Below are 24,984 nucleotides of genomic sequence, written 5' to 3'. Positions count from 1 at the left end.
GCAAGCCGGAGCCAGCGATGCCTTTGCCGTCCATGAAAGATCAGTTCGCTGCCCTGATCGCCGCGCCGTCAGTCAGTTGTACCCAGCCCGGACTGGACCAGTCCAACAGCGCGGTCATCGAACTGCTGGCAGGCTGGCTCGGCGACCTCGGGTTCTGCTGTGACATCCAGCAGGTCAGCCCTGGCAAGTTCAACCTGCTGGCCAGTTTTGGCAGTGGCCCCGGTGGCCTGGTGCTGGCCGGGCACAGTGACACGGTGCCGTTCGACGGTGCGCTGTGGCAGACCGACCCACTGAAACTGACCGAGGTCGATGGTCGTTGGGTGGGCTTGGGCAGTTGCGACATGAAGGGCTTCTTCGCCCTGGTCATCGAAGCGGTCAAGCCGCTGCTGGACCAGCCGTTCAAGCAGCCGCTGCTGATCCTCGCCACCTGCGACGAAGAAAGCTCGATGGCCGGTGCCCGAGCCCTCGCCGAGGCCGGGCGTCCATTGGGGCGCGCGGCCGTCATCGGCGAGCCGACCGGCCTGCGGCCGATCCGCCTGCACAAGGGCGTGATGATGGAGCGCATCGATATCCTCGGGCGCAGTGGCCATTCTTCCGACCCGAGCCTGGGCCACAGCGCCCTCGAAGCGATGCACGACGCCATGGGCGAATTGCGCGGCCTGCGCCTGCAATGGCAGCGCGAATACCGCAACCCGCAATTCACCGTGCCTCAGCCGACCCTGAACTTCGGTTGCATCCATGGCGGCGACAACCCCAACCGGATCTGCGGCCAGTGTTCCATGGAGTTCGACCTGAGGCCCTTGCCAGGCATGGACCCGCAAGTGCTGCGGGCGGCGATCCAGCAGAAGCTCGACCCCATTGCCGAGCGACACAAGGTCAAGATCGACTATGCGCCGCTGTTCCCCGAGGTGCCGCCGTTCGAACAGGCCGAAGAGGCCGAACTGGTGCGTGTGGCCGAGCGACTCACTGGTCATCGTGCCGAAGCAGTAGCGTTCGGCACCGAAGCGCCTTATCTTCAGCGCCTTGGCTGCGAAACCCTGGTCCTGGGCCCCGGAGATATCGCCTGTGCCCACCAACCGGGCGAGTACCTTGAAATGTCACGTTTGCAACCTACCGTACAACTGCTGCGGCAGCTGATCGGCCATTACTGCCTGACGCCGGCCACCGCCGGCTAAATTGCCCCTGTCCGGGCCCGTATTCATAAGGAGAGCGCGCGTGTCGCCAAGCCTGTTCCGACGATAACCACCAGCCCGCTGTGCGTTCAGTTTGGTCTTTTTTCGGCTGCTATTTATTACAGGCCCAGGTTCATGCCCGAATACGTTAATTGGCTTCGTCACGCTTCGCCCTATATCAATGCCCACCGTGATTGCACCTTCATCGTCATGCTGCCCGGCGACGGGGTGGAGCACCCCAACTTCGGCAACATCGTCCATGACCTCGTGCTCCTGCACAGCCTGGGCGTGCGCCTGGTGCTGGTCCATGGCTCGCGTCCGCAGATCGAGACCCGTCTGGCCGCGCGAGGCCTGACGCCGCACTACCATCACGGCATGCGCATCACCGATGCCGCGACCCTGGAATGCGTGATCGACGCCGTGGGCCAGCTGCGCATCGCCATCGAGGCACGCCTGTCCATGGACATGGCGTCCTCGCCCATGCAGGGCTCGCGGTTGCGGGTCGCCAGCGGCAACCTGGTCACCGCACGGCCCATCGGCGTGCTGGAAGGCGTGGATTACCACCACACCGGCGAAGTGCGTCGGGTCGATCGCAAAGGCATCAACCGCCTGCTGGACGAGCGCTCCATCGTGCTGCTGTCGCCGCTGGGGTATTCACCCACCGGGGAAATCTTCAACCTCGCCTGTGAAGACGTCGCCACACGGGCCGCCATCGACCTGGCGGCCGACAAGCTGTTGCTGTTCGGCGCCGAGCAGGGGCTGATCGGCGAGGACGGTCGGCTGGTGCGCGAGTTGCGCCCCCAGCAGGTGCCGGCCCACATGCAGCGCCTGGGCAGCGACTACCAGGCCGAATTGCTGGATGCCGCCGCCCAGGCCTGCCGTGGCGGCGTGGCACGCAGCCATATCGTCAGCTACGCCGAGGACGGTGCGCTGCTGGCCGAACTGTTCACCCGCGACGGCAGCGGGACCCTGGTGGCCCAGGAGCAGTTCGAAGTGGTTCGCGAAGCGGCCATCGAAGACGTCGGCGGCTTGCTGGACCTGATCAGCCCGTTGGAAGAACAAGGGATCCTGGTCCGTCGCTCCCGCGAAGTGCTGGAGCGTGAGATCGAACAGTTCAGCGTGGTCGAGCGCGAAGGGATGATCATCGCCTGCGCGGCGTTGTACCAGATCGCCGATTCGGACGCCGGGGAGCTGGCCTGCCTGGCGGTGAACCCGGAATACCGCCACGGTGGCCGGGGTGATGAACTGCTGGAGCGGATCGAGACCCGCGCCCGTGCCCAAGGGCTCAAGACCCTGTTCGTGCTCACCACCCGGACCGCCCACTGGTTCCGCGAGCGCGGTTTCGAACCCAGCAGCGTCGAACGCCTGCCGGCCGCGCGGGCCTCGCTCTACAACTACCAGCGCAACTCGAAAATCTTCGAGAAATCTTTGTAGGGCGCAACGCCCTGATGCCGGGCGTCAGGCTGCAGGCTTTTTGACTTCAGACAAGGAACCGTCTCAAGGAAAGCCATCAAGATTGCAGCCTGAGGCCGTGCTTCGCGCCTGGCCGTGAAAATTTCCCAGGCACGCGGAGCTTGTGGCAGAGCGATCACTGCCCTGAAAAGGTGCAGAAAAAGACCATTCAGTAATCCGTCGACTGGCCGATAAGCCGTATCTCAGTTTGACGAAGTTTTGATGGCATCTATATTTCAAAATAATCTGAAAACTGTGGAAACAATTCTTTTTGGAGTTATCCAGAATCCATTATTCTGCGCGCCGGTGTAGCGGGGTTAGACCATGGTCGTAATCACAAATGGTTACGATTGACTTGTCAGTCACGGTCTGGCGCTAATCGCGCATCTGCGGATTCCGGGCATTCGATCCGGCACCCAAAGAAACACAAGAATTAGAAAACGAGAGGAGCGAAGCATGAACAAGTCCACCTTGGCCCTGGCTGTGGCCGTTGGGGTTCTGGCGCAGCAGGCAGGCGCCGCCGGTTTTATCGAAGACAGCAAGGCTACCTTGGGTCTGCGTAACTTCTACATCAACACGGACAACCGTGACTCCGACGCCAACGCCCCTCGTAACAAGGCTAACGGCGTTCAAAGCAAGAGCGAAGAATGGGGCCAGGGTTTTGACCTGCGCTTCATCTCCGGCTACACCCAAGGCACCGTAGGCTTCGGTCTGGATGCCATTGGCCTGCTGGGTATCAAGCTGGATTCGGGCGGCGGTTCTAACGGCGCCACTGCAACCTCCTACGGCGGTACGGTCTTCCCAAGCGAGTCCAACGGCAAGGCTGTCGACAACTACTCCAGCCTGGGCCTGACTGCCAAGGCCAAGATCTCCCAGACTGAACTGAAATTGGGCACCCTGCAGCCAAAACTGCCAGTGATCGTGACCAACGACGGTCGTCTGCTGCCACAAACCTTCCAAGGTGGCCAGATCACTTCCGGCGAGATCAAGGACCTGACGCTGGTCGGCGGTCAGATCGAGCACGCCAAGGGACGTAACTCCAGCAACAACGAAGAGTTGTCCATTGCCGGTGCCAACGCCCACACGGCCGCTGGCCGTGACAGCAACAAGTTCATCTACGGTGGTGGTGACTACAAGATCACCAAGGACCTGACCGCCCAGTACTACTACGGCAACCTGGAAGACTTCTACAAGCAGCACTTCCTGGGTCTGGTTCACAGCTGGGCAATCGGCCCAGGCGTCCTGAAATCCGATCTGCGTTACTTCCACAGCACCGATGACGGCGCCAATGGCCATGATTCGGCTTACTACACCACGGGTGACTACGGTACCGGCATTACCCGCGGCAAAGTCGATAACAACCTGTACAGCGGCCTGTTCCTGTACACCGTGGGTGGACACACCTTCGGTGGTGGCTACCAGGTCAGCAATGGCGACAGCGACTTCCCATGGCTGAACCAGGGTGATGGCTCGTCGGCCTACCTGACCACCGACATGCAAATCGCCAAGTTCGCCCGTGCCGGCGAACGCACCTGGCAGGGTCGCTACTCCTATGACTTCGCCAAGCTGGGCGTACCTGGCCTGACAGCCGGCGTTATCTACCTGCGTGGCGATAACATCGATACCACCGGCCGTGTAGGCGTGGCACAGACCAACCTGTCGGCCACTGGCCGTTCCGAGTGGGAACGTGACATCACCGTCGGCTACGTCGTACCGGAAGGTCCGCTGAAGAACGTTGGCGTCATGTGGAAAAACGCCACCTGGCGCAACGACATCCCAGGTCAGCGCGACCAGGATGAAAACCGCCTGATCGTCAGCTACTCGCTGCCGCTGCTGTAAGCCACGCGTTCGCGTGACGAAAAAAAGCCCCGTTCGGCCTGCGCCGGACGGGGCTTTTGCGTTTCGGGTCATCGTGACGGGAGACTTTCTGTCCTGATGCGTCGAGTTGCTTATGGTGCGGGCCGGGTTGCATCTTTGCGCAGAATGAACGCACTGAATGCCAGAAAGTCGTCCAGGTGCCGGGTGATGATCGCGATCATGATCGGCAGTTGCAGGGCCTGGTAATCATGTACGGCGATGTTCCTGAAACCCACCATGTTCTTCATGCTTTTCACCAGGCCTTCCGCCACCCAGCCACCTTGAAAAAGCAACTCGAACACGTCCCGGGCACTTTGCGGGACACCCAGTCGCTCACGGCGAATCAAATGCTGCCCCATGTCCAGCGCCGCTTCACAGGCACGCTGGATATTCAGGATGGCTGAGTCCTGGCGAGTGAAATCCGTGGCGAAGGTGGCAGGGTCCTTGTCATATTCCTCCCGCACTCTGGCCACACAGCGTTCGATACTCGCCGCTTTATTGATCAGGACGTCATCGACCATACACGGTGCCTTCCTTGTGAATATCCTCGAGCAGGCCTGCGCGAGCCGCGTCGAAGGCCGTTTTCTCGCTGAGAATAAAACTCTCGAACAAGCCCGCCTGTACGTCTTTGGCCCACAATCGGCGACCTCGGGTCACGATCTGGTACTGCATCACCGTCGTGGCCCCACGTAGATCAATCAGATCCACCGGACTTCCAGCGATATCGGCCAGGTCTCCCGAAAGCTGCCATAGCAGTACCGGGTCGGCCTGGCCGGCCAGGAGCACCGCCATGTCGACGTCGCTGTCAGGCCCGGCGGTCCCCTGCGCGTGGCTGCCGAACAGGTACACCGCCAGTAAGTCCGGCAGATGATGTTGCAGGTGAGTCAGCAAGGCTTGAGTGTTCATGCCGCCTATCCTAGCCGCTCATCCTGGCATGGGGACAGTGTTTACTCGCCCGGATGGCAAACAGGGCCGACAAAAAAAGCCCCGTTCGGCCTGCGCCGGACGGGGCTTTTGCGTTTCGGGTCAGGCCCACCCCTGTAGCCTTTCCCGAAACTTCTCCTCTTTACAGCAACTCGAGGCCTTCTCGAAACCTCGTCGAGGATGGTGGACCCATAGGTGGGTGGGTGCCAGTGAACAGTTTTTTATATTCTGAAAAAGTCTAGCGAAAGCAATATTCATTCTTTTTAAAACGGTCCAAACCGAGGCACAGTCAGGCTCCACAAGAATCTCATCCAGGAGCTTTACCATGAGCCTCAGACTGGGCGACATTGCCCCCGATTTCGAACAGGACTCCAGCGCCGGCAAGATCCGCTTCCACGAGTGGCTCGGTGACAGCTGGGGCGTGCTGTTTTCTCATCCGGCGGACTTCACGCCGGTGTGCACCACCGAGCTGGGCCTGACCGCCAAGCTCAAGGATGAGTTTGCCCAGCGGGGCGTCAAGGCCATTGCCCTGTCGGTGGACCCGGTGGATTCGCATCACAAGTGGATCGAAGACATCAACGAAACCCAGAATGCCGTGGTCAACTTCCCGATCCTGGCCGACGCCGATCGCAAGGTCTCCGACCTGTACGACCTGATCCACCCCAACGCCAGCGACACCTTGACCGTGCGCTCACTGTTCGTGATCGACCCGAACAAGAAGATTCGCCTGACCATCACCTACCCGGCCAGCACCGGGCGCAATTTCAACGAGATCCTGCGGGTGATCGATTCTCTGCAACTGACCGACAACTACAAGGTCGCCACGCCGGCCAACTGGCAGGATGGCGATGAAGTGGTGATCGTCCCGTCGCTCAAGGACGAAGAAGAACTCAAGCAGCGTTTCCCCAAGGGCTACCGCGCGGTGAAGCCGTACCTGCGCCTTACCCCGCAGCCCAATCGTTAATAAGCAGGCAGGCGCCAATGTCTCTTTGTGGGAGCGGGCTTGCTCGCGAAGGCGGTGTATCAGGCGACATTTCTTAACCTGACCTATGGCCTTCGCGAGCAAGCCCGCTCCCACAGTGAAACGCCGTGCACCAAAGGGTTTTGGCCGTTTCGACGGCCTTTTTTTATGCCTGGAGGAGCGTCGCTTTCATATTCATATAAAGAATAACCAAATGAATAAATATGATTTAAAGATATATGAATCCCCTGTTATGGTTTGCCTCATGCAGCGAGATCGCCCACCGCGAATCGCACGTGACAGTTAAGGAATGGCAGGCATGTTGGTCGTCTCACTCGGTGGCAGCCCCAGCCAGCGCTCACGCTCCGGGGTGTTGCTGGAACGCTCGCAACGTTGGTTGCAGCAGCAAGGTGTGGAAGTGGTCAGTTATCAGGTGCGTGATTTTCCGGCTGAAGACTTGCTCCATGCCCGTTTCGACAGCCCCAAGGTGGTCGACCTGCTCCAGCAGATCGACAACGCCGACGGCCTGTTGATCGCGACGCCCGTGTACAAGGCGTCTTTTTCCGGCGCGCTGAAGACGCTGCTGGACTTACTGCCGGAGCGAGCGCTCAGCCACAAGGTCGTGCTGCCCATGGCCACCGGAGGCAGCATCGCCCACATGCTGGCGGTGGACTACGCCCTCAAGCCGGTGTTGTCGGCCCTCAAGGCCCAGGAAATGCTCCAGGGGATCTTTGCCGAAGACAGCCAGATCGCCTATGGCGAAGGCACTGCCCAGGCGCAATTGGCACCGGCCCTGCAACAACGCTTGAACGAAGCCCTGGAGCAGTTTTTCAGTGCCATGGCGCGGCGGCCCAGGCCGCTGGACCCACACGTCTTGAATGAACGCCTGTTGAGTGCTCGCTGGAGCATTTGACCCCGTGTAAACCCAGTTTCAACTCACCTTACTCAGCCGCCAACGGCCAAGCAGGTGCAGCCACACCCCCACAGCAAAAAGGAGAGGCGCCATGCGCACTGTCATTTTGCGTCGCGGGCTGGTCGCTCTGTTTGCTGCGGCTGTGTCCTTCGGCGCTATTACCCAGGCTCAAGCCGAGACCTTGCGGATCGGTTATCAGAAGTACGGCACCCTGGTGCTGCTCAAGGCCAAGGGCACCTTGGAAAAACGCCTGGCCGCCCAAGGCGTGGATGTGCAATGGACCGAGTTTCCCGGCGGCCCGCAACTGCTTGAAGGCCTGAACGTCGGCTCCATCGATTTCGGCGTGACCGGCGAAACCCCACCGGTGTTCGCCCAGGCCGCGGGCGCCGACTTGCTCTACGTGGCGTATGAACCGCCTGCGCCCACCAGCGAAGCGATCCTGGTGCCCAAGGGGTCGCCCATCCAGTCGGTGCAAGACCTCAAGGGCAAGAAAGTCGCGCTGAACAAAGGTTCCAATGTCCACTACCTGCTGGTGCGGGCGTTGGAAGATGCTGGTCTGAAATACACCGACATCCAGACCGTTTTCCTGCCACCGGCCGACGCCCGTGCCGCATTCGAGCGCGGCAGTGTCGACGCCTGGGTGATCTGGGATCCGTACCAGGCCGCCGCCGAGCAACAGTTGCAGGCACGGACCCTGCGCGACGGCCAGGGCATCGTCGACAACCATCAGTTCTACCTCGCCACCAAGCCCTATGCGCAACAGCATCCCCAGGTCATCACCGCCCTGGTGGACGAAGTGCGTGCCGTGGGGGAGTGGTCCAAGGCCAATCCTGAAGACGTGACCAAACAGGTGTCGCCGCTGCTCGGCCTGCCTGAGCCGATCACCCTGACCTCGATGAAACGCCAGGGGTTCGGTGCCTCGTTCCTCACACCCGACGTGGTGGCAGCCCAGCAGAAAATCGCCGACAGCTTCTACCAACTCAAGCTGATACCCAAGCCCTTGAGCATCAAGGACGTGATCTGGACGCCACCGGCGGCCGTCGCGAACGCGCAGTAATCCGACCCCCTTAGGAGACCACTCCATGAGCCTCAATATTTTCTGGTTCCTGCCCACCCACGGCGACGGCCATTACCTTGGCACCGCCGAAGGCGCCCGCGCCGTCGATCACGGCTACCTGCAACAGATCGCCCAGGCTGCGGACCGGCTGGGTTTCGGTGGCGTGCTGATTCCCACCGGACGCTCCTGCGAAGACTCCTGGCTGGTGGCGGCCTCGTTGATTCCCGTGACTCAGCGCCTGAAGTTCCTCGTTGCCCTGCGCCCCGGGATCATTTCCCCGACGGTGGCGGCGCGTCAGGCCGCAACCCTGGACCGGTTGTCCGGCGGGCGCGCGTTGTTCAACCTGGTGACGGGTGGCGACCCGGACGAACTGGCCGGCGACGGCCTGTTCCTCGACCACGAGGCGCGCTACCAGGCGTCGGTGGAGTTCACTCGCATCTGGCGTCGGGTCCTGGAAGGCGAGACCGTGGATTACGACGGCGAGCACATCAGCGTCAAGGGCGCCAAGTTGCTCTACCCGCCGATCCAGCAACCGCGTCCGCCTTTGTATTTCGGCGGCTCTTCCGAAGCGGCCCAGGACCTCGCCGCCGAACAGGTGGAAATGGTGCTGACCTGGGGCGAACCACCGGAGGCCGTTGCCCAGAAAATCGAACAGGTCCGGGCCAAGGCTGCCAAGCTGGGCCGCACCGTGCGCTTCGGCATCCGCTTGCATGTGATCGTGCGCGAAACCAATGCCGAGGCCTGGCAGGCCGCCAACCGGTTGATCTCCCACCTGGACGACGACACCATCGCCCGCGCCCAGGCCTCCCTGGCGCGCTTCGACTCGGTGGGCCAGCAACGCATGGCCGCCCTGCACGGTGGTCGGCGCGACAAACTGGAAGTGAGCCCCAACCTCTGGGCCGGTGTCGGCCTGGTTCGCGGTGGTGCCGGCACGGCACTGGTGGGCGATGGCCCGACTGTCGCCGCGCGGGTCAAGGAATACGCCGACCTGGGGATCGATACGTTCATCTTCTCGGGTTATCCACACCTGGAAGAGTCCTATCGCGTGGCGGAACTGTTGTTCCCGCATCTGGACGTGGAGCGCCCGGAACTGCCCAAGAGCCAGGGCTACGTGAGCCCGTTCGGGGAAATGGTCGCCAATGACATTCTCCCCAAAGCCGCCGCACAGAGCTGAGGCGGCCATGAAAAAACTTATCCACAACCTGGCGCCCTGGGCGGTGCCGCTGCTGTTGCTGGCGGTCTGGCAACTGTCGGTATCGGCGGGCTGGCTGTCCACGCGGATCCTGCCGGCACCGGTGGCGGTCATCGAGGCCGGGGTAAACCTGGTGCGCAGCGGCGAGATCTGGACGCACCTGGCCATCAGCGGCTGGCGGGCGGCGGTCGGCTTCGCCATCGGCGGCGGTATCGGCCTGATCCTGGGCTTTATCACTGGCCTGTCGAAATGGGGCGAGCGCCTGTTGGACAGCTCGGTGCAGATGGTCCGCAACGTCCCGCACCTGGCGTTGATTCCCCTGGTGATCCTGTGGTTCGGCATCGACGAGTCGGCGAAGATTTTCCTGGTGGCGCTGGGCACGCTGTTTCCCATCTACCTCAACACCTATCACGGCATCCGTAATGTCGATCCGGCCCTGGTGGAGATGTCCCGCAGCTATGGCTTGTCCGGCTTCAGCCTGTTTCGCCAGGTGATCCTGCCAGGTGCCTTGCCGTCGATCCTGGTGGGGGTGCGGTTTGCACTCGGTTTCATGTGGTTGACGCTGATCGTGGCGGAAACCATCTCGGCCAGTTCCGGCATCGGCTATCTGGCGATGAATGCCCGGGAGTTCCTGCAGACCGACGTTGTGGTGCTGGCGATTCTTCTGTACGCCGTGCTGGGCAAGCTGGCCGACCTTGCCGCCCGCGGGCTGGAACGGGTCTGGTTGCGTTGGCACCCGGCCTACCAAGTGAGCAAGGGAGGTGTCGCATGACGGCCCAACAACCTCCGCGCCTGCTGCGAGGCATCCCGCTGGCGGTGCGCAAGTTGCAGAAAACCTTCGGCACCCGTGCGGTGCTGCGTGATATCGACTTGCATATCCCGGCCGGGCAGTTCGTGGCGGTGGTCGGTCGCAGCGGCTGTGGCAAAAGTACTTTGCTGCGCTTGCTGGCCGGCCTCGACCAACCCAGCGCGGGTCAATTGCTGGCCGGCTCGGCGCCGTTGAGTGCCGTGCAACAGGACACGCGGCTGATGTTCCAGGAGGCGCGCTTGTTGCCCTGGAAAAAAATCATCGACAACGTCGGTCTTGGGCTCAAGGGCAACTGGCGGCCGCAAGCCTTGCAGGCGTTGGAAGCCGTCGGCCTGGCCGACCGTGCCAATGAATGGCCGGCCGCGTTGTCCGGTGGCCAGAAGCAACGCGTGGCCCTGGCCCGGGCGCTGATCCACCAACCGCGCTTGCTGTTGCTCGACGAACCCTTGGGGGCGCTGGACGCCCTGACCCGTATCGAGATGCAGCAGTTGATCGAAAACCTGTGGCAGGCACACGGCTTCACCGTGTTGCTGGTGACTCACGACGTCAGCGAAGCGGTGGCCATCGCCGACCGGGTCATCCTGATCGAAGACGGCCAGATCGGCCTCGACCTGCTCATCGACCTGCCACGTCCACGGGTTCGCGGCTCTCATCGCCTGGCGAGCCTGGAAACCGAAGTGCTCAACCGTGTGCTGTCCTTGCCCGGCCAACCGCCGGAACCCGAACCCGTTTCACCCTTGCCCACGCAGTTGCGTTGGGCGCAATGAAGCCGCTTCAAGCGGCCAGCGACACGCTGCAAGAAGAGGCGCGTGCTTTTCCTTGCAGCTTGTAGCTCGAAGCTTGCAGCTCATTTCGACCCCAGGAGAAATAACATGACTATCAAAGCCATCAACGTGCGCAACCAGTTCAAAGGCACCATCAAGGAAATCGTCGAAGGCGACGTGCTCTCGGAAATCGACGTGCAAACGGCCTCCGGCATCGTCACCTCGGTCATCACCACCCGTTCGGTGAAAGAGCTGGAGCTGGCAATCGGCAGCGAAGTGATCGCCTTCGTCAAATCCACCGAGGTGTCCATCGCCAAGTTGTGAGCGGTGCGTGACCCACGGCCCCGAACGGCGCGAGCCCTTCGGGGCTTTTTTAGCGTCACTAAAAGGCGTTTTATCTAATTTAAAGGGATTTATAAGATCTTTAAGAGTGGACTGTTTTTAACATTTATTCTGTTTAAGCGGTGCTATAGTCCGTTTTATCAAGCATTAGCAGCTTCAGAGCACCGTTTATGTCTGGATTTTTTCCTATTGATTGTGCCGACACGCTCCACGCCATTGGCCTGCTGGTGAAAAGTCGGCGGCTTCAACACCGGCAGCGGCAGAAAGATCTTGCCGCTTCTCTTAAGCTGTCGGAGCGAACAGTGCGCAAAATCGAGGCGGGCGACCCCACTGTGGAGTTGCGCTCATTCATGTTGGTGCTGTGGCAATTGGGGCTGATCCAGGAAGTGTTCCAAAGCCGTCAACAGCTCGAAGCTTCATCCCTTGTATCCACTCAAGCGCCTCGCAACGCTCGTGTACGCCTGGCCAGTGTAAAGGGAGAATTCTGATGGCCAGGGCCTACATTTATGTTGAAGACCCTCAGACTGGAGAGATCCGCACGCTGGGGCGATTGAGCATCGATAATGGTCGGGGCGAGTTCAGCTACGACCCGGAGTATGTTGCCCAGCATCGTTGGGTGCCAGATCCCATCCGTTATCCGTTGCGCATCCAGCCTTTTACCGGCATTGCCACCAACCGCGGTGTGCCCGGTTTCATCAATGATTCAATGCCCGACGGCTGGGGCGAGCGTGTCTTGAGAGACCTTCATCGAGCGGATCTGGAGGCTGTCGATTACCTGCTCAAGTCCCCCAACAACGATCGCGCCGGCAACCTCATGGCCGGGATAAGCCGGCATCCACCCGTTGGCATCGGCCAGGAAGCGCTGCCCTCCCTTAAGGGGTTGTCTGCATTCATCGAGGCCACCGAAGCGATCTTCGATAACCAACTGGATGATGAGGCGATCAAAACCCTCCAGTTGCGCAAACAACGTTCATCGCTGGGGGGCGCAAGGCCCAAGCGTACATTACACGATGAGGGCGTCTTCATTCTTGCCAAGCCCCGTGATCGCTATGACACCTGTGATGTCCCGGCCATGGAACATGCCTGCATGACATTCGCTTCGCTCAAGGGACTGAATGTCGCGAAAACTGCGCTGTACCTCGGTGCGCCCTCGACGTTGCTGGTCAAACGATTCGACCGATTTCCGATTGCCGAGTCCGGCCGTCGGATACCGATGCTGAGCGGGCTGACGCTCCTGGATGCCGATTGGCGATCCAATGATCGCAGCGCCTGGGTGTATGCCGGGCTTGCCAACGAGATGCAGCGTCGCGGGGTGCCGGATGATGACTTGCGTGAACTGTTCAAGCGCATGTGTTTCAACGCCCTGGTGGGCAATGACGATGATCACCCGAAGAATCACGCCATTCTCTGGCTCGAGGGACGCTGGCGGTTGGCTCCGATGTATGACGTAGTCCCGGGACTGGAGGGTTCGTCACCACCCTACCTTTCGATGGCGGTTGGTCGCAGTGGGCGAGTGATCAGTCGAGAGAACCTGCTCAGCCATTGCCTGCACTTTGCCTTGACGCCAGAGCAGGCCACCGATGTCCTGGATGAAGTGATCAGTTGGGAGGCAGAGCTTGGCGCGCATTACGCCAGCCATTTGACGGGTGCTGAGTTGGAACTCGGTGTGAGCGCGATAGGCGCTAAACGTATGAAAAGCTGATGACTGAGGGGATCAGGCTGTTTCTCGCTTGGGCAGATACGGCGGCAGGTACAGGCCCAGGTACGCGTCGAACACTCGCATGCCTTCTTCGGCCATGCGTGGGGTGATCTGCCCGTGTTGCTGCACCGAGCGGGCGTAGACGCGGTCGCCCAGTTCCATGGCCAGGGCGAACACGTCGACGTCGGTGGGCAGGGCCGGCAGGGCGAAATGGCGGTCGAAGAGCTTGTGCATCAGGTCGCCGAGTTCGAGGTCGTGCTGGCGGTCGGCCTGGGTGACCTCGGTCAGGCCATGCTGGGCCAGGATCAATTGGCGGGCGGCGGCGTCCTGGCCATAGATGGTGAGCATGCGCTGTTCCACCAGCCGTGACAGGTCGTGCCAGTGGTTCAGGGCGTCATGGTCGATGGGGGCTTGCAGGCAGGCGCGGAACGCGGCGTGGACATCGGCGGTCAGGGCTTCGAGCAGGGCAGGGACGCTGGCGAAGAAGTGATACACGGAGGACGGGGGAATCCCGGCGCGTTCAGCGACGCTGTAGATCGACAGGCTGGCCACGCCTTCGGCGGCAAGCAGCGTGCGGGCGGCGTCGAGAATCGAGTCGATCCGGGCCTGGCTGCGTGCGCGGGGTTTGCGAGGGGTGGCGGTGCGCGTCATGGGTGGCTCCTGCGGGACTGCGGGCATTGTACGCAGAGCGAGCGGAGGGTCCATAGCGGCGCTTGTGAGGAAAAGAAACCTGTGGCGAGGGAGTTTGCTCCCGCTGGGCTGCGCAGCAGCCCCGACGTCAGTCACTGCGGTGCTTCAAGTTGATCGCTCAAGCCTTTTTTGGGGCTGCTGCGCAGCCCAGCGGGAGCAAGCTCCCTCGCCACGGTCTTGCGTCTAGCCGGACCATTGTGGAGGCAGCCAATTCATCATCTGGGCTGAACAGCCATAAAAAACGCCGCAGCCCGTGAAGGCCTGCGGCGTTTTCTCTACCGCAACCGCTTACACGGTATGCAGGTACCAGTTGTATTCAAGGTCGGAGATGGAGTGTTCGAACTCCTCCAGCTCGCTTTCCTTGCAGGCCACGAAGATATCGATGTATTTCGGGTCGATGTACTTGGCCATGACTTCGCTGTCGTCCAGCTCGCGCAGGGCATCGCGCAGGTTGTTCGGCAGGCTTTGCTCGTTCTGCTCGTAGCTGTTGCCTTCGACCGGAGCACCCGGCTCGATCTTGTTGACCAGGCCATGGTGCACGCCAGCCAGCACGGAGGCCATCAGCAGGTATGGGTTGGCGTCGGCGCCGGCCACACGGTGTTCCAGGCGCACGGCATCGGCAGCGCCGGTCGGTACGCGCAAGGCCACGGTGCGGTTGTCCAGGCCCCAGGTCGGCGAGTTCGGCACGTAGAACTGGGCGCCGAAACGGCGGTAGGAGTTGACGTTCGGGCAGAGGAAGGCCATCTGCGCGGGCAGGGTCTCGAGCACACCGCCGATCGCGTGACGCAGCGCGGCGTTCTGCTCGGGATCCTCGCTGGCAAAGATGTTCTTGCCGTCTTTGTCCAGGACCGAAATGTGAACGTGCAGACCATTGCCCGCCTGGCCTGGGTACGGCTTGGCCATGAAGGTGGTGTCCATTTCATGGTCGTAGGCGATGTTCTTGATCAGGCGCTTGAGCAGGACCGCATAGTCGCAGGCCTTGATCGGGTCGGCGACGTGGTGCAGGTTCACTTCGAACTGCGCCGGGGCACTTTCCTTGACGATGGCGTCGGCGGGAATGCCTTGTTCCTTGGCGCCTTCGAGGATGTCCTGGAGGCAATCGACATATTCGTCGAGGTCGTCAATCAGGTAGACCTGGGTCGAATGCGGACGCTTGCCGGAGATGGGGGAGCGGGGCGGTTGTGGGCGTCCATTCACGTTCTCCTGGTCGATCAGGTAGAACTCCAACTCGAACGCGGCGCAGATGGTCAGGCCCAGCTCATCGAACTTGGTCACGACCTGGCGCAGGACCTCGCGGGGGTCGGCGAAGAACGGCTCGCCTTCGAGCTCGTGCATGGTCATCAGCAGTTGCGCGGTGGGGCGCTTTTGCCAGGGCTCATTGCTCAGGGTGCCGGGGATGGGGTAGCAGATCCGGTCGGCATCGCCGATGTCCAGGCCCAGGCCGGTGCTTTCCACCGTCGAGCCATTGATGTCCAGGGCAAACAGGGAGGCCGGCAGGTTGATGCCTTTCTCGTAAACCTTGTGGAGGCTGGTGCGTTCGATGCGCTTGCCGCGCACCACACCATTCATATCCGCAATCAGAAGGTCAACGTACAGAACCTCAGGATGTTCCTTAAGGAACGCGTTCGCTTCGTTAAGCTGAACGGCACGCGGGGGTACCGACATGATGCAACACCTTTGTTGTTAAAAATATCAATCATTGATCTCTTCGAAAGCCAGTCAACCCGAACGGCATGCCGAAGTCAAGCAGGGCCTTTTTTGCCCTAAAAAAGCACTCGTGGGGCTTTTTTGAGGCAATTTAGGGCGTTTTTTTCCCTTTGAAGGTCGTGTCGACCGCGGGCTTGAGCGGGCCGTGTTGTATTTTTTACGGGGGTGTTGTGTAAAAAAATGAACAAGGCTAAGCTCGATTCAAACCCATAACAGCAATAATACCGGGGTGCTTCATGTCTCGCCTGCCGTTAATCGGCGTCACCACCTGCTCCAGGCAGTTGGGCCTGCATGCGTATCACATCAGCGGCGATAAATATTCCCGGGCTGTCGCGACAGCCGCCAAGGGCTTGCCCATGCTGATTGCGTCCCTGGCGGATCTGTTCTCCCCGTCCGTTATTCTGGACGCCCTGGACGGTATTCTCTTTACCGGCTCTCCTTCCAATGTAGAACCTTTTCACTACCATGGCCCTGCCAGTGCGCCGGGCACTGCTCATGATCCTGCACGCGATGCCACCACCCTGCCGCTGATCCGCGCCGCCGTCGAGGCAGGCGTCCCGGTGCTGGGGATCTGCCGCGGTTTCCAGGAAATGAACGTAGCCTTTGGCGGTAGCCTGCATCAGAAAGTTCATGAAGTCGGAACCTTTATCGATCATCGTGAAGACGACACCCAGCCGGTGGCGATCCAGTACGGCCCGGCCCATGCCGTGCATATCCAGCCCGGCGGCGTGCTGGCGGGCCTGGGCCTGCCGCCGGTGATCGACGTCAACTCCATCCACAGCCAGGGCATCGAGCGACTGGCGCCGGGATTGCGGGTTGAAGCGAGGGCGCCGGATGGCCTGATCGAAGCCGTTTCGGTTATACAAGGCAAGGCTTTTGCTTTAGGAGTGCAGTGGCACCCCGAATGGGCGGTAAGCTCTAACCCGCACTACCTTGCGATTTTCCAGGCATTTGGCGATGCCTGCCGAGCAAGGGCAATACAACGCGACGCCGATGCGTCAAACAACGCCTGACGACTAATAGCAGTCAGGAAACTCACGCCTAGAGGCATTTATGAGTAACAACCTCGACCAGCTCACCGATTGGTTGAAAGACCACAAGATCACAGAAGTCGAATGCATGATTGGCGACCTGACCGGTATCACCCGGGGCAAGATCTCGCCGACCAACAAGTTCATTGCCGAAAAAGGCATGCGCCTGCCCGAGAGCGTCCTGCTCCAGACCGTGACAGGCGACTATGTCGAAGACGACATCTATTACGAACTGCTCGATCCTGCCGACATCGACATGATATGCCGCCCGGACGAGAACGCCGTCTTCCTTGTGCCCTGGGCCATCGAGCCCACTGCCCAGGTCATCCACGATTCCTACGACAAGCAGGGCAACCCGATCGAGCTGTCGCCGCGCAACGTGCTCAAGAAGGTGCTCAAGCTGTACGCCGACAAAGGCTGGCAGCCGATCGTCGCGCCGGAGATGGAGTTCTACCTGACCAAGCGCAGCGACGACCCGGACTTCCCGCTGCAACCGCCTGTTGGCCGCTCCGGCCGCCCGGAAACCGGGCGCCAGTCGTTCTCGATCGAGGCCGCCAACGAATTCGACCCGCTGTTCGAGGACGTCTACGACTGGTGCGAGTTGCAGGAGCTGGACCTCGACACCCTGATCCACGAGGACGGCACGGCGCAGATGGAAATCAACTTCCGTCATGGCGACGCCCTGTCCCTGGCCGACCAGATCCTGGTGTTCAAGCGCACCATGCGCGAGGCGGCGCTCAAGCACAACGTGGCCGCGACCTTCATGGCCAAACCCATGACCGGCGAGCCGGGCAGTGCAATGCACCTGCACCAGAGCATCATCGACAAGGACACCGGCAAGAACGTCTTCTCCAATGAAGACGGGACCATGAGCGAGCTGTTCCTGCACCACATCGGCGGCTTGCAGAAGCTCATCCCCGAGCTGCTGCCGCTGTTCGCCCCCAACGTCAACTCGTTCCGCCGCTTCCTGCCGGATACCTCGGCGCCCGTGAACGTGGAGTGGGGCGAAGAAAACCGCACCGTCGGCCTGCGCGTGCCGGATGCCGGGCCACAGAACCGTCGGGTGGAAAACCGCCTGCCGGGCGCCGACGCCAACCCGTACCTGGCCATTGCCGCGAGCCTGCTGTGCGGTTTCATCGGCATGGTCGAAGGCATCAACCCGAGTGCGCCGGTGGTGGGACGGGGTTACGAACGCCGGAACCTGCGCCTGCCGCTGACCATCGAAGATGCGTTGGAGCGCATGGAAAACAGCGCCACCATCGAGAAATACCTGGGCAAGAAATTCATCACGGGCTACGTCGCGGTCAAGCGGGCCGAGCATGAAAACTTCAAGCGCGTCATCAGTTCGTGGGAGCGGGAATTCCTGCTCTTTGCCGTCTGAAGCGCCGGGCGGGGCTGCCGCGCCAGCCTCGCCCCCACCGATACGAAAGGAGAATCCGCATGACCGGCAACAACCCGCAAACCCGCGAATGGCAGGCCCTGAGCAACGATCATCACCTGGCGCCGTTCAGCGACTTCAAGCAACTCAAGGAGAAAGGCCCGCGCATCATCACCCGCGCCAAGGGCGTCTACCTCTGGGACAGCGAAGGCAACCAGATCCTCGATGGCATGGCCGGCCTCTGGTGCGTGGCCGTCGGTTACGGCCGTGATGAACTGGCCGACGCCGCCAGCCGGCAGATGCGCGAACTGCCGTACTACAACCTGTTCTTCCAGACCGCTCACCCGCCGGTGCTGGAGCTGTCCAAGGCCATCGCCGATATCGCCCCTGAAGGCATGAACCATGTGTTCTTCACCGGCTCCGGCTCCGAAGGCAACGACACCATGCTGCGCATGGTTCGCCATTACTGGGCGATCAAGGGCCAGCCGAACAAGAAAGTCATCATCAGCCGCAAGAACGGCTATCACGGTTCGACCGTGGCCGGCGCGAGCCTGGGCGGCATGACCTACATGCACGAGCAGGGCGACCTGCCGATCCCGGGCATCGTCCACATCGCCCAGCCCTATTGGTTCGGCGAAGGCGGCGACATGAGCCCGGAGGCCTTCGGCGTGTGGGCGGCCGACCAACTGGAAGCCAAGATCCTGGAGGTCGGCGTGGACAACGTCGGTGCGTTCATCGCCGAGCCGATCCAAGGCGCGGGCGGCGTGATCGTTCCGCCGGACAGCTACTGGCCGCGGGTGAAGGAAATCCTCGCTAAGTACGACATCCTGTTCGTGGCCGACGAAGTGATCTGCGGTTTTGGCCGCACCGGGGAATGGTTCGGCACCGATCATTTCGGCTTGAAGCCGCACATGATGACCATCGCCAAGGGCCTGACCTCCGGCTACATCCCCATGGGCGGGCTGATCGTGCGTGACGATGTGGTCGACGTGCTCAATGAAGGGGGCGACTTCAACCACGGCTTCACCTACTCCGGTCACCCGGTGGCCGCCGCGGTGGCCCTGGAGAACATTCGCATCCTGCGCGAAGAAAAGATCATCGAGCGCGTCCACAACGAAACGGCACCCTATTTGCAGAAGCGTTTGCGGGAACTGAACGATCATCCGCTGGTGGGTGAGGTCCGGGGTGTCGGCCTGCTGGGGGCAATCGAACTGGTTCAGGACAAGGCCACGCGCAAGCGCTATGAAGGTCGGGGCGTGGGCATGATCTGCCGGCAGTTCTGCTTCGACAACGGGCTGATCATGCGTGCGGTGGGCGACACCATGATCATTGCGCCGCCACTGGTGATCAGCAAGGCCGAGATCGACGAACTGGTGACCAAGGCGCGGCAGTGCCTGGACCTGACCCTCAGTGCGTTGCAAGGCTAAGTGCTAGGCTCTGAGCGAGGCGCTTACAAGGGCCTCGCCCAGTGCGAACAAAAGGCCGGGCTTGTGTTGAAAGCCTGCCCTGTAACTTGCCAGACTACCGACTGTTCAAGTTGCCCGCGAGCCGGCTACTGAACGTGGCTAAAAAGAATAACTGGAGCATCAATCCATGAAGGCATTAGGTATGAAGATAGCTGGCAAGACCCTCCTCGCCATGTCGCTGGTGGGCGCGATGGCGGGTGCCGTCCAGGCGGACGACAAAGTGCTGCACGTCTATAACTGGTCCGACTATATTGCGCCGGACACCGTCGCCAAGTTCGAGAAGGAAACGGGGATCAAGGTCGTCTACGACGTGTTCGACAGCAACGAAACCCTCGAAGCCAAGTTGCTGGCCGGCAAATCCGGTTATGACATCGTGGTGCCGTCGAACAACTTCCTGGCCAAGCAGATCAAGGCCGGCGTCTACCAGCCACTGGACAAGTCCAAGCTGACCAACTGGAAGAATCTCGACACCGACCTGCTCAAGGCCGTTGGCGATGCCAGCGACAAGGGCAACCAGCATGCCTTCCCTTACATGTGGGGCACCATCGGTATCGGCTACAACCCGGAGAAGGTCAAGGCCGCGCTGGGCGTCGACAAGATCGACTCGTGGGACACCCTGCTCAAGCCGGAGAACATCGCCAAGCTCAAGGGCTGCGGCGTGAGTTTCCTCGACTCACCGACCGAAATGATCCCGGTGGCGTTGCACTACCTGGGCTACCCGACCGACAGCCAGGACAAGAAACAACTGGCCGACGCCGAGGCACTGTTCCTCAAGATCCGTCCTTCGATCAGCTATTTCCATTCGTCCAAGTACATCTCTGACCTGGCCAACGGCAACATCTGCGTCGCCGTGGGTTACTCGGGCGATATCGAACAGTCCAAGTCCCGCGCTGCCGAAGCGGGTGGCAAGGTCAAGGTGGCCTACGCCATTCCAAAAGAGGGCGCCGGTTCCTTCTATGACATGGTCGCCATTCCCAAGGACGCCGAAAACGTCGACGCGGCCTACCAGTACATGAACTTCCTGCTGAAGCCGGAAATCATGGCCGAGATCACCAACAACGTACGCTTCCCGAACGGCAACAAGGCGGCGACGGCGCTGGTGGAAAAAGATATCTCCGGCGACCCGAACATCTACCCGTCGGATGAAGTGAAAGCCAAGCTCTACGCGATCAGTGACTTGCCGCCGGCCACCCAGCGGATCCTGACCCGCAGCTGGACCAAGATCAAATCCGGCAAGTAAGCCGGCCTGAAGTACTTTCCTGTCGCCGTCACCCTCCAGGGCGGCGGCAACAGGAAGCCAAGAATAATTAAAAGTTTTGCTGGATCGGTTTATCGAGGGTAAGTTGCGCGCCGGTTTTGTTGCAGGGCCTGTCGTGGCCAGGTAACGGGGGCAACTTGGGCCCAACTATTTAAGAGGACCTCCACGTGCCAGTCTTTTCTTTGTTACGCAACGCCTTGCTGGTCGGCGCCGGCCTGACGCTCGCCGTCAGTGTCCAGGCTGCTTCCACCGTGCATATTTATAACTGGTCGGACTACATCGGCGAGACCACCCTGGCGGACTTCGAAAAAGCCACTGGCATCAAGCCGGTGTATGACGTGTTCGATTCCAACGAAACCCTGGAAGGCAAGTTACTGGCCGGTCGTACCGGCTACGACGTGGTCGTGCCGTCCAACCACTTCCTGGGCAAGCAGATCAAGGCCGGGGCGTTCCAGAAACTCGACAAGGCCCAGTTGCCCAACTACGCCAACCTGGACCCCGCGCTGCTCAAGCGCCTGGAGCGTAACGACCCGGGCAACCAGTACGCCGTGCCGTACCTGTGGGGCACCAACGGCATCGGCTACAACGTCGAGAAGGTCAAGGCGGTGCTGGGCGTCGACAAGATCGACTCGTGGGCCATGCTATTCGAGCCGGAAAACATCAAGAAACTCTCCAGCTGCGGCGTGTCGTTCCTCGACTCGGGCGACGAAATGATCCCGGCGATGCTCAACTACCTGGGCCTGAGCCCCAACAGCGAAAACCCTGAAGACTACAAGAAGGCCGAGGCCCAGCTCCTCAAGATCCGGCCGTACGTGACCTACTTCAATTCCTCCAAGTACATCTCTGATCTGGCCAATGGCGAGATCTGCGTGGCCGCCGGTTTCTCCGGCGACATCTTCCAGGCCCGCTCGCGTGCCAGCGAAGCCGGTAAAGGCGTCGAGATCGCCTACGTGATCCCCAAGGAAGGCGGCAACCTCTGGTTCGACATGTTGGCGATCCCGCGCGACGCCACCAACGTCAAGGAGGCCCACGCCTTCATCAACTACCTGCTCAAGCCTGAGGTGATCGCCCAAGTGAGCGACACCGTCGGCTACGCCAACCCGAACCCGAAGGCGGGCGAACTGATGGATCAGAAAGTGCGCACCGATGAAGCGGTGTACCCACCGCAGGCGGTCGTCGACAAGCTGTACGTCAACTCCGAGTTGCCGCCCAAGATTCAACGACTCATGACCCGCAGCTGGACCAAGGTCAAGTCGGGTAAATAGCGTTAAGCGCTCTAACTAAACGCTCGCCCGCATGGGGCGAACAGTAAATTCTGTGGGAGTTTCGAAAATGGCAGTTGCCTCCGGCGCCTATAAGAAAGCCCTCGAGGGCGACCAGACACCCAAGCAGGTGCTGGTCAAAATCGACCGGGTCACGAAGAAGTTCGACGAGACGATTGCCGTGGACGATGTGTCCCTGGAGATCAAGAAAGGCGAGATCTTCGCCTTGCTCGGTGGTTCGGGTTCGGGCAAATCCACCTTGCTGCGCATGCTCGCCGGCTTCGAGCGGCCCACGGAGGGGCGCATTTTCCTCGACGGTGTGGACATTACCGACATGCCGCCGTACGAGCGGCCGATCAACATGATGTTCCAGTCCTACGCCCTGTTCCCGCACATGACCGTGGCGCAGAACATCGCCTTCGGCCTGCAACAGGACAGGATCCCCAAGCCTGAGATCGAGGCCCGCGTGGCGGAAATGCTCAAGCTGGTGCAGATGAGCCAGTACGCCAAGCGCAAGCCGCACCAGCTCTCCGGCGGCCAGCGCCAGCGCGTGGCCCTGGCCCGTTCCCTGGCCAAGCGTCCAAAGCTGTTGCTGCTCGACGAACCCATGGGCGCCCTGGACAAGAAGCTGCGCTCGCAGATGCAGCTCGAGCTGGTCGAGATCATCGAGCGGGTCGGTGTGACCTGCGTGATGGTGACCCACGACCAGGAAGAGGCCATGACCATGGCCGAGCGCATCGCGATCATGCACCTGGGCTGGATCGCCCAGATCGGCAGCCCGATCGACATCTACGAGACCCCGACCAGCCGGCTGGTCTGCGAGTTCATCGGCAACGTCAACATCTTCGAGACCGAAGTGGTGGACGACGCCGAGGGTCACGCGGTGCTGACCTGCAAGGACCTGGACCGCAACATCTACGTCGGCCACGGGATCAGCACCTCGGTGCAGGACAAGTCGGTGACCTACGCCATTCGCCCGGAAAAACTGCTGGTGACCGTCGAACAGCCGACCTGCGAGCACAACTGGTCCAGCGGCAAGGTCCACGATATCGCCTATCTGGGCGGGCACTCGGTGTTCTACGTCGAACTGCCGAGCGGCAAGCTGGTGCAGTCCTTCGTCGCCAACGCCGAGCGCCGTGGCCAGCGCCCGACCTGGGGCGACCAGGTGTTCGTCTGGTGGGAAGATGACAGCGGCGTGGTGCTTCGCTCATGAACATGCGCAAATTCAAACGCCGACTCGATCGAATAACGCCCGGTGGCCGTCAACTGGTCATCGGGGTGCCTTTCATCTGGCTGTTCCTGTTCTTCATGTTGCCGTTCTTCATTGTCCTGAAGATCAGCTTCGCCGAAGCCGACGTGGCCATTCCGCCATACACCGAGATCTACAGCTACGTCGACCAGAAGCTGCAGGTGCTGCTCAATTTCGCCAACTACGCGATGTTGAGCGACGATGAGCTGTACATCGCCGCCTACCTCGGCTCGCTGAAGATGGCGCTGATCAGCACCGTGTTGTGCCTGTTGATCGGTTATCCGATGGCCTACGGCATCGCCAACGCCCGCAAGGAAATCCAGACGGTGCTGGTGCTGTTGATCATGATGCCGACCTGGACCGCGATCCTGATCCGCGTCTATGCGTGGATGGGCATCCTCAGCAACAACGGCTTGCTCAACGGTTTCCTGCTGAGCATGGGCTGGATCAGCGAACCGTTGCAGATCCTCAACACCAACCTGGCGGTCTACATCGGGGTGGTCTACTCCTACCTGCCGTTCATGATCCTGCCGCTGTACGCCAACCTGGTCAAACACGACCCCAGCCTGCTGGAGGCCGCTTCCGACCTGGGATCGAGCACGTTCAACAGCTTCTGGAAAATCACCGTGCCGCTGTCCAAGAACGGCATCATCGCCGGGGCCATGCTGGTGTTCATCCCCGTGGTGGGCGAGTTCGTGATCCCGGAACTGCTGGGCGGTCCGGAAACCCTGATGATCGGCAAAGTGCTGTGGCAGGAATTCTTCAACAACCGTGACTGGCCGGTGGCATCCGCCCTGGCGGTGGTGATGCTGGCAATCCTGATCGTGCCCATCATCCTGTTCAACCGCAGTCAGGCCAAGGAAATGGAGGGCAAGGAATGAAGCGCTTCAGTTTTTCAAGCCTGATGCTGGTGCTGGGTTTGCTGTTCATCTACGCACCGATGCTGATCCTGGTGATCTACTCGTTCAACGCCTCGAAACTGGTGACAGTGTGGGGCGGCTGGTCGATCAAGTGGTACGTCGGCCTGCTGGACAACACCCAGTTGATGGGGTCGGTGCTGCGCTCGCTGGAAATCGCCTGCTACACGGCGGTGGCCGCCGTGGCGCTGGGTACGCTGGCGGCCTTCGTGCTGACCCGCATCACTCACTTCAAGGGGCGTACGTTGTTTGGTGGGCTGGTCACCGCGCCACTGGTCATGCCGGAGGTGATCACTGGCCTGTCGCTGTTGCTGCTGTTCGTGGCCATGGCGCAGATCATCGGCTGGCCCCAGGAGCGTGGCATCGTCACGATCTGGATCGCCCACACGACGTTCTGCGCGGCCTACGTGGCGGTGGTGGTTTCGGCCCGCTTGCGTGAACTGGACCTGTCCATCGAAGAGGCGGCCATGGACCTGGGCGCGCGGCCGTGGAAGGTGTTCTTCCTGATCACCATCCCGATGATCGCGCCGTCGCTGGCGGCGGGGGGCATGATGTCGTTCGCGCTGTCCCTGGATGACCTGGTGTTGGCCAGCTTCGTGTCGGGGCCGGGATCGACGACCTTGCCGATGGAAGTGTTCTCGGCGGTGCGCCTGGGGGTCAAGCCGGAGATCAACGCCGTGGCCAGCCTGATCCTGCTGGCGGTGTCGCTGGTGACGTTCCTGGTCTGGTACTTCAGCCGTCGCGCCGAAGAGAACCGCAAGCGCGCCATCCAGCAAGCCATCGAGGAAAGCGCCGCCGACTCCTGGAAACAACCGGAAGTGCGCCGCGCCGCGACCGCCCAGGTGTGAATGTGGGAGCGAGCTTGCTCGCGAAGGCGGTGGGTCA

Annotated in this window: 24 protein-coding genes; 20 read left to right on the top strand and 4 right to left on the bottom strand. The window is 61.2% G+C overall.

What is annotated here, in order from left to right; translation table 11 throughout:
- The first annotated feature begins 17 nt into the window (after positions 1-17).
- The 3 genes from argE (at position 18) to V5F23_RS26785 (ending at position 4,463) form a co-directional block, all read left to right on the top strand.
- Positions 18-1,175, top strand: coding sequence for an acetylornithine deacetylase (gene argE, locus V5F23_RS26795; RefSeq protein WP_123579207.1), 1,158 nt, complete (start codon positions 18-20; stop codon positions 1,173-1,175).
- Positions 1,176-1,307: 132 nt separating this feature from the next.
- Positions 1,308-2,606 carry an amino-acid N-acetyltransferase gene (argA, locus tag V5F23_RS26790; RefSeq protein WP_042730190.1) on the top strand — a complete coding sequence of 433 codons (1,299 nt, stop codon included), beginning with the start codon at positions 1,308-1,310 and terminating at the stop codon, positions 2,604-2,606.
- Between the two features lie 474 nt (positions 2,607-3,080).
- Positions 3,081-4,463, top strand: a complete 1,383-nt coding sequence (locus tag V5F23_RS26785) for an OprD family porin (RefSeq protein ID WP_042730189.1) — start codon at positions 3,081-3,083, stop codon at positions 4,461-4,463.
- 110 nt (positions 4,464-4,573) lie between these two features.
- Here V5F23_RS26785 and V5F23_RS26780 read toward each other — a convergent pair whose 3' ends face one another.
- Both V5F23_RS26780 and V5F23_RS26775 read right to left on the bottom strand, forming a co-directional pair.
- Positions 4,574-5,002, bottom strand: a complete 429-nt coding sequence (locus V5F23_RS26780) for a DUF86 domain-containing protein (protein WP_042730188.1) — start codon at positions 5,000-5,002, stop codon at positions 4,574-4,576.
- On the bottom strand, positions 4,992-5,387 hold the full coding sequence (locus V5F23_RS26775) for a nucleotidyltransferase domain-containing protein (protein ID WP_042730187.1): 396 nt from the start codon (positions 5,385-5,387) through the stop codon (positions 4,992-4,994). Before V5F23_RS26775 ends, V5F23_RS26780 begins: the two co-directional genes overlap by 11 nt.
- Before the next feature lie 343 nt (positions 5,388-5,730).
- On the opposite strand from V5F23_RS26775, the gene V5F23_RS26770 reads away from it, so the two are divergent.
- From V5F23_RS26770 to V5F23_RS26730, 9 genes are all read left to right on the top strand, one after another.
- A complete protein-coding gene (locus V5F23_RS26770; RefSeq protein WP_024617266.1) occupies positions 5,731-6,369 on the top strand; it encodes a peroxiredoxin in 639 nt (212 codons plus the stop codon).
- A gap of 316 nt (positions 6,370-6,685) precedes the next feature.
- Positions 6,686-7,279, top strand: a complete 594-nt coding sequence (gene ssuE, locus V5F23_RS26765; protein ID WP_042730186.1) for an NADPH-dependent FMN reductase — start codon at positions 6,686-6,688, stop codon at positions 7,277-7,279.
- Between the two features lie 91 nt (positions 7,280-7,370).
- On the top strand, positions 7,371-8,336 hold the full coding sequence (locus V5F23_RS26760) for a sulfonate ABC transporter substrate-binding protein (RefSeq protein ID WP_042730185.1): 966 nt from the start codon (positions 7,371-7,373) through the stop codon (positions 8,334-8,336).
- Positions 8,337-8,361: 25 nt separating this feature from the next.
- Positions 8,362-9,510: an FMNH2-dependent alkanesulfonate monooxygenase gene (ssuD, locus tag V5F23_RS26755; protein WP_042730184.1), complete on the top strand. Its 1,149-nt coding sequence runs from the start codon at positions 8,362-8,364 to the stop codon at positions 9,508-9,510.
- A 7-nt stretch (positions 9,511-9,517) separates the two neighbouring features.
- On the top strand, positions 9,518-10,300 hold the full coding sequence (ssuC, locus tag V5F23_RS26750; protein ID WP_123579203.1) for an aliphatic sulfonate ABC transporter permease SsuC: 783 nt from the start codon (positions 9,518-9,520) through the stop codon (positions 10,298-10,300).
- The gene (ssuB, locus tag V5F23_RS26745) at positions 10,297-11,103 is read left to right on the top strand and encodes an aliphatic sulfonates ABC transporter ATP-binding protein (protein ID WP_042729324.1); all 807 of its coding nucleotides are present in this window, start codon (positions 10,297-10,299) and stop codon (positions 11,101-11,103) included. Before ssuC ends, ssuB begins: the two co-directional genes overlap by 4 nt.
- Before the next feature lie 105 nt (positions 11,104-11,208).
- Positions 11,209-11,424: a TOBE domain-containing protein gene (locus V5F23_RS26740; protein ID WP_003177394.1), complete on the top strand. Its 216-nt coding sequence runs from the start codon at positions 11,209-11,211 to the stop codon at positions 11,422-11,424.
- Between the two features lie 188 nt (positions 11,425-11,612).
- Positions 11,613-11,930 carry a hypothetical protein gene (locus V5F23_RS26735; protein WP_042729323.1) on the top strand — a complete coding sequence of 106 codons (318 nt, stop codon included), beginning with the start codon at positions 11,613-11,615 and terminating at the stop codon, positions 11,928-11,930.
- Positions 11,930-13,144 (top strand): type II toxin-antitoxin system HipA family toxin, encoded by a 1,215-nt coding sequence (locus V5F23_RS26730; protein ID WP_042729322.1) that lies wholly within the window; start codon positions 11,930-11,932, stop codon positions 13,142-13,144. The genes V5F23_RS26735 and V5F23_RS26730 overlap by 1 nt, the downstream gene beginning before the upstream one ends.
- A 12-nt stretch (positions 13,145-13,156) precedes the next feature.
- Here the strand turns inward: V5F23_RS26730 and V5F23_RS26725 are convergent, their stop codons facing one another.
- Together V5F23_RS26725 and V5F23_RS26720 are read right to left on the bottom strand one after the other, a co-directional pair.
- Positions 13,157-13,792 carry a TetR/AcrR family transcriptional regulator gene (locus tag V5F23_RS26725; RefSeq protein WP_042729321.1) on the bottom strand — a complete coding sequence of 212 codons (636 nt, stop codon included), beginning with the start codon at positions 13,790-13,792 and terminating at the stop codon, positions 13,157-13,159.
- Between the two features lie 327 nt (positions 13,793-14,119).
- The gene (locus tag V5F23_RS26720) at positions 14,120-15,496 is read right to left on the bottom strand and encodes a glutamine synthetase family protein (protein ID WP_042729320.1); all 1,377 of its coding nucleotides are present in this window, start codon (positions 15,494-15,496) and stop codon (positions 14,120-14,122) included.
- Between the two features lie 278 nt (positions 15,497-15,774).
- Here V5F23_RS26720 and V5F23_RS26715 point away from each other — a divergent pair, with 278 nt between their 5' ends.
- The 8 genes from V5F23_RS26715 to V5F23_RS26680 all read left to right on the top strand — a co-directional run bounded on the left by V5F23_RS26715 (position 15,775) and on the right by V5F23_RS26680 (position 24,947).
- Positions 15,775-16,551 (top strand): gamma-glutamyl-gamma-aminobutyrate hydrolase family protein, encoded by a 777-nt coding sequence (locus V5F23_RS26715; protein WP_042729319.1) that lies wholly within the window; start codon positions 15,775-15,777, stop codon positions 16,549-16,551.
- Between the two features lie 40 nt (positions 16,552-16,591).
- The gene (locus tag V5F23_RS26710; RefSeq protein ID WP_042729318.1) at positions 16,592-17,950 is read left to right on the top strand and encodes a glutamine synthetase family protein; all 1,359 of its coding nucleotides are present in this window, start codon (positions 16,592-16,594) and stop codon (positions 17,948-17,950) included.
- Between the two features lie 59 nt (positions 17,951-18,009).
- Positions 18,010-19,374, top strand: coding sequence for an aspartate aminotransferase family protein (locus V5F23_RS26705; protein ID WP_042729317.1), 1,365 nt, complete (start codon positions 18,010-18,012; stop codon positions 19,372-19,374).
- Between the two features lie 166 nt (positions 19,375-19,540).
- On the top strand, positions 19,541-20,653 hold the full coding sequence (locus tag V5F23_RS26700) for a polyamine ABC transporter substrate-binding protein (RefSeq protein WP_042729316.1): 1,113 nt from the start codon (positions 19,541-19,543) through the stop codon (positions 20,651-20,653).
- A gap of 185 nt (positions 20,654-20,838) precedes the next feature.
- Entirely contained in the window at positions 20,839-21,936 is a 1,098-nt protein-coding gene (locus V5F23_RS26695) for a polyamine ABC transporter substrate-binding protein (protein ID WP_042729315.1), read from the top strand.
- Positions 21,937-22,003: 67 nt separating this feature from the next.
- Complete coding sequence (gene potA / locus V5F23_RS26690) at positions 22,004-23,146, top strand: polyamine ABC transporter ATP-binding protein (protein WP_042729314.1); 1,143 nt, start codon at positions 22,004-22,006, stop codon at positions 23,144-23,146.
- Positions 23,143-24,063, top strand: a complete 921-nt coding sequence (locus V5F23_RS26685; RefSeq protein ID WP_042729313.1) for an ABC transporter permease subunit — start codon at positions 23,143-23,145, stop codon at positions 24,061-24,063. The genes potA and V5F23_RS26685 overlap by 4 nt, the downstream gene beginning before the upstream one ends.
- On the top strand, positions 24,060-24,947 hold the full coding sequence (locus V5F23_RS26680; RefSeq protein WP_042729312.1) for an ABC transporter permease subunit: 888 nt from the start codon (positions 24,060-24,062) through the stop codon (positions 24,945-24,947). The genes V5F23_RS26685 and V5F23_RS26680 overlap by 4 nt, the downstream gene beginning before the upstream one ends.
- The last annotated feature ends 37 nt before the right edge of the window (positions 24,948-24,984 follow it).

The sequence above is a fragment of the Pseudomonas sp. WP18 genome (assembly GCF_036689585.1).
In the GTDB taxonomy this organism is placed as follows: domain Bacteria; phylum Pseudomonadota; class Gammaproteobacteria; order Pseudomonadales; family Pseudomonadaceae; genus Aquipseudomonas; species Aquipseudomonas chlororaphis_E.
This window is presented reverse-complemented; position numbering and strand designations above follow the sequence as displayed.